The following is a 12,413-nucleotide window of genomic DNA, read 5'->3' as shown; positions in this document are numbered from 1 at the left end:
AGACCATACCTCCCTATATAGTTATAAATTCTTCAATTCCGCCAGATTTAAGAATTTCCTTGATATTGGTCTTGTTACTGTCTGACTTAAATCCATTATCCTTAAATACAACTCTGCTGCTTTCAGGTGATAATTCTTTTATTTTTGCTAAAATACCCTTAGCAACCTCTGTTGTAATTTCATCATCAAGACAAATCATAAGCATACCAAAGCCAATTGAATAAACCTTTTTCTGTGCAATTGTAAACTCATCAACTGGATAAGTCAGGTCAAGACCGTATTTAAGCATTATCTCATAGACAACATCAAATTCCGTCCTGCCTTCCACAAAATTGTCCACATAGTCCATTAAAGATTGCTCTAAATTATCATAATCCGGCTGCCACTTTCTGATATTAGAGGTATCAAGCTTAAACACCTTAAAGCCAATATCAAGGTTTTCTATATTTTCTTTATCTTTATATTCTTCTTTGATTTTTTCTCCTGCACGGCGGATACGCTCTATGCCTATCTCACAAATGTTTTTATAGCCTGCCTTGTAGGCTTCGCTATTTTCCTCAGTTGGCTCAGGAAGCTGAACCATAATAAATTTGCGATTACCACCGTCTTCGGCATTAAGTTGCATTACAGCATGAGCTGTAGTAGCAGAGCCTGAGAAAAAGTCAAGAATAAGTGCATCTTTATCTGAATTAGTCATCAATTTCAACATTCGCATAATTAATTCAATTGGTTTGGGATTATCAAAATAAGATCCTCCCATCAATTCCTTAAGCTTGGATGTCGCTGATGAGGTGAACCCTCCATCTTCCCACCAAGTAGTATCTGTTTTTCTAGTTTGTCTAGCAGTAGCAAGATAATATTTTTGATATAGGCTATTCCCTTTCTTGACAATTTGACCCATGTTATATTTTTCTTGCATAGTCTCTTTCGAAAACCTGAAATATCCTTCAACACCCATAAATTCATAATATGGGTTACCTTTCTTCGCTCCACCTGGTCCATCAACTGGAACCAAACGATATGCTCCTCTACCATCATTATCATCTAAATCAAAACCGTTTAATTCTGGATCCAAACCAATATCTTTTCTTATAGATTCTATAACATTAACATTTTTCGCATAGAATAATATTATGTTATGATTATTAGATATTATTTTATCATTCGATACAGATGCTCTTGCTTTGTGACAAATTAAAGCTATACGGTTTGCTTCACCAAACACTTCATCACATATTTTAATTAAATTATGCACCTCATTATCATCAATACTAATAAAAATAACACCATCATCTTTAAGTAAATTCCTTGCCAGCCTCAACCTTGGATACATCATATTAAGCCAGTCGGTGTGGTATCGACCACTGGTTTCAGTATTTGTGCTTATTGCTTTGCCATTGCCATCTACTTGCCCTGTAATTCTCTTATAGTTTTCAAGACTATCATGGAAATCATCCCTATATACAAAGTCTTTCCCCGTGTTGTAAGGCGGGTCTATGTAAATCATTTTAATCTTGCCATAGTAGCTCTTTTGCAAAAGCTTCAATACCTCTAGGTTATCGCCTTCTATGTAAAGGTTCTGGGTTGTATCCCAGTTTTTACTTTCTTCTTTACATGGTCTTAACGTTCCCAGTGAAGGTGTTTGGGATAAACGCAAAGCTCGCCCTTTACCGTTCCAGGTGAAGTTATAGCGTTCGTTACTATCATCTACATATTCACCTAAAACCTGTTTCAGCTTTTCAAAATCTACCTTTCCCTCTGTAACAACTTCAGGAAACATAGTCATTAACTTCTTGATATTTTCTTCCCCTATGTCCGGGGTTTTGCCCGTAAGAGTTGTTTCTATCATTCGTTATCGCCTCCAAGCAATTTATTTTTTCTCTGTTCTAATTTCTTAATCTCTATATTTAGCTCCATTTTGCGGTTAAACTGGCTTTCCTTCTTGAGCTTAGATCGCAGATTTGCAATTCTTTGCTCTATATCTTCTATCTTTGCTGAGAGTTCTCTTGCCTTGGCACCAGTTACAGTGTCATCTGTTGGCATAATGGCTGATAGGTTATAAATACTGATAGCGTCAACTATATCACTATAAAGTGTATAGAAGTTTGTAAACCTCATTTGCTTTATATCAAGCTTAGCGAATAAAGCACTATCATTACTTAACCAGTCAGTAGAGATAAATTCCTCAATGGTATTCTTGCTGCTGTCACTTTGGCTTGTCCTCTGGTGAGCCATATAAAACCGTATTTTATCTTCCAGCTTAAAAATCAGCAGCATAGGGTAGGGGATAGTCCTCATAATAATCTCAGCTATTCTGTTAAGCCCATATTCTTTATTTAAAATAACTTCTATAACTTCAATTTCCGGATATTCTCTTACTTCATCCTTATATGCCGGTATATTTATTGTTTCAGGTTTAAGGCAGTAGAGCCATACTACCTTGTTTATGGTATCTGTAAACAATGATTTATCACTGGATGATAAATGGGCATTTTCATAAAATAACTTCTTGTAAATCGTACTACCGACAAAGCAGCTATCAGGGATGTTTAAAAAACGATAATCATCCATAGCTACTACCCCTATCCCTTTATGACCAAAAATGTAATCAGTTCAAAATCCTCAATACCATCAAAGGTTCTTTTCGGCATGGTGGTGCCGCCTTTACTAAAGAGGCTGGCCACCCCAATCTCCTGCTTCTTGCCTAATATGTTTTCAATGGAAGCTTCCAACAAATCTGAATAATGATTCATTTTACGACCATCATTGGTCTCTTTGTTGAATTCCTCTACCAACTCTTTTAACACTTCATTCTTACCAGAGCATAGTTTTTTATAAAAATCCAGTATCTTCTTAGCATGCAGGAAAGATAGCTTTACTTCCCCATCATCTGCGATATAAACCATATAATAGGGAAATAGAGGGTTCTGCTCTTTGCTTTGTTGTTTCCCTTTGACTTGTCTAAGGGTAAAAATCACTCCTGGCTTTATAGTATCTTTTACGCTTTCGTCTATCTTTGCAACAGCATACATTCCATTTGGCGCCTCATCTAAAAGCTTTCTATTGGCTTTCATATATTCCATAAGCTCAATCTTAAAATCATTAAAGGTCAGATCTGTTATCGATATGCCTCCCGATATATCTTCTAAGTCCACAACCTCTTTCTGAAGCCTTTCAAGCTGCTTCTTACGGTATTCGAGGTCTCTCATCTCTTTGCCAGAGTCTGTTTCTATAATATTTTCCTCACCTGTGGCAGACACATCCAATAAAACCATCCTGCCTCTGACACGCTGCTGGAGGTTTATGTACTCGTCCAAGTCCTTGGTAGCCCAAAAGTTTACTAATTTGACAGATTGGTTAATTGAACCAATACGGTCTATACGCCCGAATCGTTGTATAATTCTGACCGGATTCCAATGAATATCGTAATTCATCAAATAATCGCAGTCTTGAAGGTTCTGGCCTTCAGATACACAATCGGTAGCAATAAGTATATCTATATATTCATTAACTTCGGGATATATCTTAGAACACTCCTTCGAGATAGGAGAGAACAAGGTCAATATAGTATTTATATCTGATATTTTAATCGATTTTCTCAATTCTTTTGATATAGGTAAATTGGAATGATTATCACCACTTCCTGTTACAATTGCGGAATAGATACCTTTTTTAGCAAAATAATCGGCCAAATTCTCATATAAATATCTGGCTGTATCAGCAAATGCAGTAAATACAATAACCTTTTTGTTTCCAGGGTTTATTGGATTTCGTATTTTGCTTTCTATGAGGGTTCTAAGTTCAATTAACTTGGCGTCCCTTTCTGGAGTAACAATCATAGCTTCCAATAAAATGGTTTCCAGCTTGTCCTTATCGGCCAGTAGGTCTTGTTTCCACTTGATAAGGTCCATATCTTGGAGCAATACCTTTACATTGTTGCCGAACATGAGGCTTTCAAGCTCTGGGTCGTCTATATCAATATCATTGATATCTAGTTCTGCATCATAATCAAATTGCCTTTGTTCTATGGCTTCGAGAGCCTTATCTATTTTGTGGAGAATATTCTCAACAGTTATCGCAAAGGAATTGATGGAGCTTTCCAATCTTTTTAAAATATTTACACGCATAAGTCCGACTAAACTTTGCTCCCTATCTATCTGCCTAAAGATACTTTTGCTTGAGCCTACTACCATATCGTATTTATCTTCATAAGCAGCTCTTTTTTCAGGAAGCACATAAGCCAAAGGTGAATAGATACATAAGGTAAGTTTTTTTATAAGTCTATTGATATCTTCAATAGGTGGGAACTCGCCTTTTGCATCAATTGCCGGATATCTGTTCTCAGGGGGTAGTCTGGTTGGAAACTTGCCTATCTCCTCTAAGTTATAATATTTTTCTATATGCTTTCTGGAACGGGCAATAGTTACCGTATCTAAAAGCTTAAAATAATCAGTATCCATCATATTGACAAATGTTTCAGTTGTTCTTTCGTGTTCAGGCAGCTCAGACCATCTATTGAATACGGTTTGTGCTTTTCTTAAAATAAATTCAATACTATCCAGACCCACGTCCTTGAAGGCATCATCCCTGCCCTCAGTTATAAAAGCGATTTGGTTCTTGATATCATTCATCCGGTTGTTCACAGGGGTTGCTGACAACATAAGCACCTTTGTTTTAACACCGGATTTTATAATATCATTCATCAAGCGCTGATACCGAGTCACACGTCCTTTCACCGGTGGATTATTCCTAAAGTTGTGGCTCTCATCTATTACGACAAGGTCATAGTTTGACCAGTTTAATGTGGCAAGATTAATCTCACCAGAATAGCCATTTGTCCTACTAAGGTCAGTGTGGTTTAGAACATCGTAATTAAACCTGTCCGCAGCAAAAATATTGCGTTTATCATTTTGGGTATAAATGGTCCAGTTTTCACGAAGTTTCTTGGGTACGAGTACAAGAACCCTATCGTTTCTGAGTTCGTAGTATTTAATTACAGCCAGTGCAGTAAAAGTTTTTCCTAATCCCACACTGTCAGCTATAATGCAGCCATTGTACTTCTCAAGCTTATCAATTGCCCCCATAACGGCGTCTTTCTGGAACTTATAAAGCTTATTCCAGATTAGGGTCTCCTTAAAGCCTGTACGGCTTTTAACAATGTTATCTTCGGTAAGCTCGTCAAGATAATCATAGAAAATATTGTAAAGAGTAACAAAGTAGATGAACTCAGGAGTATTTTCTTTATAAAGAATTCGTATTTGCTCAAGAACTTTTTCTTTAACATCTTGAACAGCAGTATCATCCTCCCATAGTTCATTGAAGGACTGTAAAAAATCAATAGTATATTCCTTACCATACATACACATGTTATAGTCTAATCTATTAGAAGGAGTGATACCCAAACCATCAGTAGTAAAGTCAACAGTTCCATGTATTAAAACATTATCTTCAGGATTATCTATATAAACCAGTCTTGGCTGAGCAGGATTTGGCCGTCTTAGAGATTTTATTTCTGCTTTCTTTTCCAGCCACTCGACACATTCCTTGGCTATGGCCGCCTGCTTCATTTCATTCCTTAGCTTTATTTCAAACTCATTGCCAGATATCTTTTTTTCAGGGTGACGAACTATGAAATATTCCCTATAAAGCTCCTGGTCCTTACGTACAAAAGTAGGCTCGGTAAAAATGAACCTCATACTATCTATCTTACTAAGTTCCTTTTTAAGTTCTTCATAAGCATAGATGGTAAAGTAAGCTGATATGATTGATAACTTTGAACCTTTACGTAATTCCGCCTTTAACTCATCTATAACTCTATATTTTTTATTATCCAAAACCTTAGGTGGTCTCATATAATCAATCCTCCGGAATTAATTTATCTATAGCTCTTCCTTAGTCATTCGTCATTCTTCAGTTTTGGGATGATGACTCAAACATCACTAAATTTATTAATTCCTTATAAACTATCTTCTACCATAAAGTATCTAAACTCTCCATCTTAAAATATTACATAATTCACACTTCTCCTTCAAAAGTTTATGAATTAATTATATTCCAACGTAAAAACAATCGCAAGAATTGTAATATTTTTGATTTTTAACGTATATTTTGTCTTAAAAACTTAACATCTGAAAATAGAATTTCCAATAAACTTTATACAAGAATTGTTATTTTAAAAAATAACTGACAGAAACGGTTAGACTAAAAGATTACATCCAATACTAATGGCTAATTGTATACTAGAAATAAACTGCCTTCATTAAAATCTAGTCAAAAAAGAATCTTTTAAAAATGTAGCAGAATTAATTAGATAAATTAAATTCCTTTTGGAGAGGCCTCAAAAGAAAAGTAATAAAAAAGAAGCAGCTCGTGTTGTTAGTAAGTGAACCACTTCCTAATTTTTAATTTTCCGAAAAATAATTAAGCTTTCATAAATTAAACAAATCAGTTGTATTAATATATATTCAGATAAAACTTTTATAGAAGAATTTAAAAGTATAAAGCATTCAAATTTAATTCTTGTTCAATTTTGAGTTGAGAAATGTAAAAAACAGAACCTCTTCGTCATATACATTCCCTTTCTTTATTCATAAAATATTTATTGAAATCTTTATAGATCTGTATTCCTTGATTTTCACTTTTCGCAGTTCCGTAACATTTCATATAATGGCTTCCTTTTTTATGTACAACAGAGATTCTACGTTCTTTGTTTACAGAATCATCTCCTAAACATTCCATACCACTTTCAAAATCTAAAACTGCAATTTCAGTTTCTTTCATATCAGAATCAGTACATACCATTATGAAGAAATGTTTTCTGTTCTGTTCAGGAAATTCTTTAAGTATTTCCATTTCTTTTCGAGTAAAAACCACGTCCCACTTTCTAGTATTCTTTCGTTCACTCAACTTGGGAATGGTTGAGTACTTGATATACGCTTTATAATCCCCAAGATCTGTGCTGAATTTTACAATTTTACTTCTTTCTGCTGCCTCAAACAAAGCTGGTGTAATACTATTGGAAATAAGATAGGATAAAAAAGCTCCACAGTAATAATCAATCTTCTTGACCATTCACAACGCCTCCTTATACTAACTTGTTATAAATCTTTTCTTTTTCTTCTAAAAAACGTTTCTCAGCTTTAGCTATCGTTTTTTTATATAATTCAGCTTCCCTTGTATACTTTTCTACTAATACTTTCTGTTCTTCCATACTCAATAAAGGGATTTCCATTTCCATAATGTCAGTATGATTTATATTTACAACTGTTGTTCCTCGCTGAAAACTTTTTACTAGCGCTATTCCTACTGGACTTTCAAGGAAAATCTTAAGATAATCACTTAAAATTCTGTCATTAGGTCTAATAACAATAATATTGGCCGAGGCGATAACGATACCTTGTTGCTTATTACGATATACAGCTGTTTTAATAACCGAACCTCTGCATGATAAAACAATATCTCCGTCAATCAGCTCATAGCGTTTGATTTTTCGTTCTTCCTCATCAATGCTGTCCATATTGGAATAATCAATGTCGGTGTCGATGATATTTGAAACATTCAGTACCAAGATTTTCCCCGGTTTCACATCTTTCTTTAAAATTGATTTTCCCCTAAAAACTTCTGCAACCTCATGCAGTTTAACTTTTTTAATGGTTGATGTCTTATATTTTTTGATATTTTCGTCATCATCCTCAAACAATAATTCTATACGCCAATCTTCATAAGCAGCAAAATCTTCATTATCCACTACCATATTTTTATCAATATATAAGCCATTGTCATAACCCAAGTACCCTACACTTATATTCTTCTTTTTCTCCGAACTTATTTTGAGCATATAAGTTTTTATGGACGAATACGGCTTAAAAGTACCTTCCGGAAGGCTATAAATAGCCTCCAACTGATAATTAGATGCAATATATTTGCGTAACTTAGCTTCTGGACCACTGGCAAATGCAATTTTGGCAGGAAGCACAGTCAAAAGTATACCTTCATCTGATAAGTGTCCAAGTAAATTCTGCGTTGCTACGATGTCCGTTCTTGAAGAGATGAATTTATCGTTAACACTCTCAACTTTTCCACCAAAATCAGGCAGTGCATAGATAAAGTCAAATCGTTCGCCCATGAGAAACTCCTGATATATAGATTGATTGAGAATGCTGACGTTCTCGTATTTTTCAAAACCAAGTTTCAGCAGCATAAACATTAATGGATTAGAAGTTGTGAATGTTACTTTCTTTGTTGAATGCTTATTCATAAAATTTTTTAGCCCTGGCAAACTTTTTTCAGCTTCGGTAATAAGTATCGTCTGGGCTTTAGTTTCATCTGCCAGATTACAAATATATTCAGTCAAATACGCCGGTGAAAATATCTGACCAAAGCGATCATTTTTATAAAGTTCCAGAGTGAATTCAATAAGATCCAGATTTTCTGCAACTTTATAAATGGAAAAAAAGAATTCTCTGTCTCCCGGAAAATATCCTAAGATTGTATTTTCAGTGAACTGCTTCATTAGTTCAAAAAGCTGTTCTTCATCCAACAAAGATATCTTCTGTGCTTTTATAACTTTTTCTGTAAATTTGACACGTAACATTTCATTAAGTAATTGCTCTCTGGAAGTTATCCCACGGATGGCAAACAAATTGATAAAAATATCTATGGATGTATTCATAATTCTCCTCCTTTCTTTCTATGAATAATACTATTTAATTAATGATATTATAGCACTATTTTTTAGTATTTCAATACTAGAATTATAGATTTAAAAATTATTAAGTTTGAAATTTAAGATACATGTAAATCACAACAGATTAAAAGGTATTGGTATTTTACTTATACCTAATACATTTACTATTGCCTGAAATAAAAATCAATTTTCATAGAATATACCCTCGACATGTTTCTAAAGAAATGCACCAAAGTTTAAATACTTTTAACTCTATTACTGCCAACTGATTATATTTTTATTTTATAACCTCTTAAATATTTTTCTAACTTCAGGTGCTGAAAGATTTAATATTTCTCTTGCTTCTTTATTATTAATTGAACCGTGTTCTTTGATATATTCCAGTATTATTTTTTCATTATCATTTATTGCTACTTATCGCTACCTTTTTATAAATTGCTATTCGAAATCCTAATCCTCCTTCTTCTATCAAGGCTTCTTTGAGCTGTCTTTCTCTATACTGCATAAATTCTTTAAATTCCTGTTCCCCATTGCTCAATTAAATTCATCTCTTTTATTACCAGAACACGATTTCTTATTTCAGAACAGCTTTTTTATTTGTCAATTTTTCTGTTTCAGTGGATACTTTGATGGCCAGTGATGAGATGAGCTACAAAAAACACCTAGAAAATCAATCTAAATGATCTAAAAAGTAATAGAAAAAGGGACTTTGCATCGGCAAATTATATTTGCTGATGCAAACTCCCCTTTGATTTTACCTTTTGGGCTCACATCATTTTATCTTCTCTATTTCACAAGTTCTTCCAGACTCTTTTTTGAGGTGTAAATTGCTTCGGTAAAGCTTCCGTCGTTATTTCTGAAAATCACGTCAATGTATAATGTCGTTCCTGAATTATCTCCTCCTTCTGAGGTAGAAATAGAGGTAATCGCAAAGTCTTCTCCGTCAGGAATCAAATATTCCAGATAGCCGGAAATACCATAGTAAGTCGTATCTTCTTCTTTTACGTATCTTGAGCCAAAATCAATCCAGTTATTCGCATCGGGCTTTGCTGTGAATACGGTGTTTTCATCTCTGGTAAAATACTGATCAATATTCTCTGCTGTGATGGTCTTTAAGAAATCATCTATTTTATCCTTTTCATTGATAAACTCAGTATTACCATTACGGCCTTCCTTAGCTTCGTCTTTTACTTTTTTACGGATCGTATCAAGATAAGCTTCTGTTGCACTTTTGTCGGCTTTAGATACATTCAGGGGCAACCTGAACAATGCAGAAGTGCCATCATAATTTTCCACTTTACTATACGCTCCAGTTGCAGCGTCCATTTGAAATGCTGCTCTTTCTTCACCAAAAAAATCCACGACACTCATCCATACACCACGATCTGCAAAGATTTGCAAATTATCGCACTGCACTAATTCATACAATATTCCATCCTGGACAAAACATGTTGAAAATACGTCAAGGGTTGCTGCATTTCCTTCGATAAATGGCACTCCACCAATAAGTGGTGCAATGCAGAAGTTTCTGTTTTCTATAGCTGAACCATCAATTTTTCTAATTGAAAAAGCAGCATAGGTATATTTTGGTTGTATTTTTTCTATCTTTTCTTTTGGAATATAGGGTTCAAGCCCCTTCCCCGTCACTATACCAAGTAAGGTAATTTCATATCCATTGGATCTCTGGGTTTCATTTACTTCTATGGCATCTTCACTTTCAAAAGCTTTCGCCAATGCATTGTTATCAGAAACCTGGCTGGCAATCTGGGATGGATGCAAGTATCTGTATGTAGCATATGTTGTAACTGTTCCAACCATAGCAATACTTAGAGCAATTGCCGCAGCAGCGACCCTGTTCACTTTCCTCATATTCATATTATTTCCCTCCAGACATGCTTTTCTTAAAATCTGGCGATTCAACCTCAATGAAGGTGCTTCTTCTTCCTTCAATACTTCATATAATAATTCATCAATATTTTTACTCATCGATGTAAGCCTCCAATTTTTTCTTTAACTTTTCTCTGGCAGTCCATAATCTTCGTTTGATTGTTCCCTCCGGAACATTAAGAAGCTTGGCAATGTCTTTTATAGACTGTTCCTCCATATAATACAGAAGAACAGGAAGACGGTAATGATCTTTCAGGCTGTTGACAGCTTCAAGAACAGCAGCTTTTCGCTCGTCCTCTATTATGTCTGATAGAATGTCTCCTTCTCCTACTGCATTCTCCTGGTCTATATCCGTTTCATGAATCAGTTCTTTTTGTGGCGCGATTCTGTTTCTCCAGGCAAATTTTCTTTTTTTATTTCTCCAGATGCCAATTGCAAGTGATAAAAGATAGCTTTTCACATTTTGATTCGTTTCAAGTTCATCGATGTTTCTGCAAGCTTTAAGCCAAAGATCTTGATAGAGCTCCTCTGTTAAATCACTGTTTTTGCAAAGTTTTTTACAAAACGAATAGATCCCTTTGCCATATTCATTAATAAACATTTCCAATTCCTGAATCGTCATGTGCCTTTATCCTTTTCTTACTCGCGCGAGTTTAAGATTAAAGGGCCTTATTTCTTGCCCTTCACCAATAATATCGTAATAACTTTTAAACAGGTTCGCAAAATAAATAAACCTCGAATTAAAATTCGAGGTCAAAATTAGAACATTTTTTTCATCTTTCAGAGGGAAAATATAAAAACTTAATGATCACTTACAAGCCATGTCTTTCCTTCTTCCATATCCGTGGTAAAAAAGCAGCATAGATCACTTAGTTCTTTATTTTTAGAGATTGCTTTCTTTAATACCTGTAAGCTCTTTTTATCCGTGCATATTGCAAGTTTAACGATTCTGGGCTTAATGTTTTCTATATGTGTCAGAAAACGTTCAATCACAGTCGGTGTCAAAAATGTTTCGTAAAGATCAATATTAATTCTTCTCTGCTCCGGAGATTTTAAAATAAATTCTTCTTCTTTATCCATCATATCAAATAAAGCGTCCGAATCCTCAAAATAACTTCCATAGTGAATCCCATGAAAATATCCGCCCTTATAATAATATGGGCTAAGAGCACCACTTGGCGATTTTCTTAACATATTTCCCACCTCCTTATCGCTATTTTTTTAGATTATGCTTTAAACTATTGTTGTTTTCTATATTTTTCAAATGCTTTTTCCGGATCTATATGAACATCTTTGAAAAAAATAATTGCCCAAATAACAATTGCTATCATTGCACAATACTTACTGATAAATTTTCCTGAAATTGCTCCTGAAAATAAAATGACAGACCAAAGAAAAAGAGAATTCCTCATATCTATGCTCATTTTCTTTTTATCATATTTTTCTCGTTCCTCTTTGGGCATCGTATTAAATCCACTAATTAATATTGCACCTTTTTCCTTTAGCAGAGCAAAAACAATTGAGATTATTCCAAAGAGCACTGCAAGCATCAAACATATTATGGCTCCTATACTCATTATTCTCATCTCTCTTTATAATAACAACTCAAAGTAATTACAATTACTCATTGGCTTGAATAATTATGCATAATTTATAATGCATTATACTCCAAATCACAGTAATATTGTGATTTTAACACTGCAATACTGTATAAGTCAATGTTTTTCACTATTTACATTACATAACTTTTTCGACAGTAAAATCCAACATCTTTCATTGATCCTCTTACTCCTATCTTTCACTCTCTTTTCATCGAAAACATACAATCTATCCAGTATTC

General features: G+C 34.3%; 11 protein-coding genes. All 11 read right to left on the bottom strand.

What is annotated here, in order from left to right:
- Positions 1–13 precede the first annotated feature (13 nt).
- Positions 14–1,849: a site-specific DNA-methyltransferase gene (locus JOD07_RS12150; RefSeq protein ID WP_204614135.1), complete on the bottom strand. Its 1,836-nt coding sequence runs from the start codon at positions 1,847–1,849 to the stop codon at positions 14–16.
- Positions 1,846–2,571 (bottom strand): DUF4391 domain-containing protein, encoded by a 726-nt coding sequence (locus JOD07_RS12145; RefSeq protein ID WP_204614133.1) that lies wholly within the window; start codon positions 2,569–2,571, stop codon positions 1,846–1,848. The genes JOD07_RS12150 and JOD07_RS12145 overlap by 4 nt, the downstream gene beginning before the upstream one ends.
- A gap of 11 nt (positions 2,572–2,582) precedes the next feature.
- Positions 2,583–5,852, bottom strand: a complete 3,270-nt coding sequence (locus JOD07_RS12140) for a helicase-related protein (RefSeq protein ID WP_204614131.1) — start codon at positions 5,850–5,852, stop codon at positions 2,583–2,585.
- Between the two features lie 712 nt (positions 5,853–6,564).
- The gene (locus JOD07_RS12135) at positions 6,565–7,071 is read right to left on the bottom strand and encodes a hypothetical protein (protein WP_204614129.1); all 507 of its coding nucleotides are present in this window, start codon (positions 7,069–7,071) and stop codon (positions 6,565–6,567) included.
- Positions 7,072–7,084: 13 nt separating this feature from the next.
- Entirely contained in the window at positions 7,085–8,671 is a 1,587-nt protein-coding gene (locus JOD07_RS12130; RefSeq protein WP_204614127.1) for a restriction endonuclease subunit S, read from the bottom strand.
- 297 nt (positions 8,672–8,968) lie between these two features.
- Entirely contained in the window at positions 8,969–9,043 is a 75-nt protein-coding gene (locus JOD07_RS16030; protein ID WP_416387175.1) for a hypothetical protein, read from the bottom strand.
- A 43-nt stretch (positions 9,044–9,086) separates the two neighbouring features.
- Positions 9,087–9,224, bottom strand: a complete 138-nt coding sequence (locus JOD07_RS12120; RefSeq protein WP_204614125.1) for a hypothetical protein — start codon at positions 9,222–9,224, stop codon at positions 9,087–9,089.
- Between the two features lie 248 nt (positions 9,225–9,472).
- Positions 9,473–10,672 (bottom strand): hypothetical protein, encoded by a 1,200-nt coding sequence (locus tag JOD07_RS12115; RefSeq protein ID WP_204614124.1) that lies wholly within the window; start codon positions 10,670–10,672, stop codon positions 9,473–9,475.
- Positions 10,665–11,195 carry an RNA polymerase sigma factor gene (locus JOD07_RS12110; RefSeq protein ID WP_158741617.1) on the bottom strand — a complete coding sequence of 177 codons (531 nt, stop codon included), beginning with the start codon at positions 11,193–11,195 and terminating at the stop codon, positions 10,665–10,667. Before JOD07_RS12110 ends, JOD07_RS12115 begins: the two co-directional genes overlap by 8 nt.
- 179 nt (positions 11,196–11,374) lie before the next feature.
- Positions 11,375–11,767, bottom strand: a complete 393-nt coding sequence (locus JOD07_RS12105) for a hypothetical protein (RefSeq protein WP_158741616.1) — start codon at positions 11,765–11,767, stop codon at positions 11,375–11,377.
- Positions 11,768–11,811: 44 nt separating this feature from the next.
- Positions 11,812–12,123 carry a DUF3784 domain-containing protein gene (locus tag JOD07_RS12100; protein ID WP_330636311.1) on the bottom strand — a complete coding sequence of 104 codons (312 nt, stop codon included), beginning with the start codon at positions 12,121–12,123 and terminating at the stop codon, positions 11,812–11,814.
- Positions 12,124–12,413 lie beyond the last annotated feature (290 nt).

The sequence above is a fragment of the Defluviitalea raffinosedens genome (assembly GCF_016908775.1).
Classification (GTDB): Bacteria; Bacillota; Clostridia; order Lachnospirales; family Defluviitaleaceae; genus Defluviitalea; species Defluviitalea raffinosedens.
The sequence above is the reverse complement of the archived record's forward strand: the minus strand, read 5'-3'. Positions and strand labels throughout refer to the sequence as shown.

Excerpts from the sequence above, each read along its gene's own strand:
- JOD07_RS12150 (WP_204614135.1), bottom strand. The coding sequence starts at position 1,849 with ATGATAGAAACAACTCTTACGGGCAAAACCCCGGACATAGGGGAAGAA.
- JOD07_RS12145 (WP_204614133.1), bottom strand. The coding sequence starts at position 2,571 with ATGGATGATTATCGTTTTTTAAACATCCCTGATAGCTGCTTTGTCGGT.
- JOD07_RS12140 (WP_204614131.1), bottom strand. The coding sequence starts at position 5,852 with ATGAGACCACCTAAGGTTTTGGATAATAAAAAATATAGAGTTATAGAT.
- JOD07_RS12135 (WP_204614129.1), bottom strand. The coding sequence starts at position 7,071 with ATGGTCAAGAAGATTGATTATTACTGTGGAGCTTTTTTATCCTATCTT.
- JOD07_RS12130 (WP_204614127.1), bottom strand. The coding sequence starts at position 8,671 with ATGAATACATCCATAGATATTTTTATCAATTTGTTTGCCATCCGTGGG.
- JOD07_RS12115 (WP_204614124.1), bottom strand. The coding sequence starts at position 10,672 with ATGAGTAAAAATATTGATGAATTATTATATGAAGTATTGAAGGAAGAA.
- JOD07_RS12110 (WP_158741617.1), bottom strand. The coding sequence starts at position 11,195 with ATGACGATTCAGGAATTGGAAATGTTTATTAATGAATATGGCAAAGGG.
- JOD07_RS12105 (WP_158741616.1), bottom strand. The coding sequence starts at position 11,767 with ATGTTAAGAAAATCGCCAAGTGGTGCTCTTAGCCCATATTATTATAAG.
- JOD07_RS12100 (WP_330636311.1), bottom strand. The coding sequence starts at position 12,123 with ATGCTTGCAGTGCTCTTTGGAATAATCTCAATTGTTTTTGCTCTGCTA.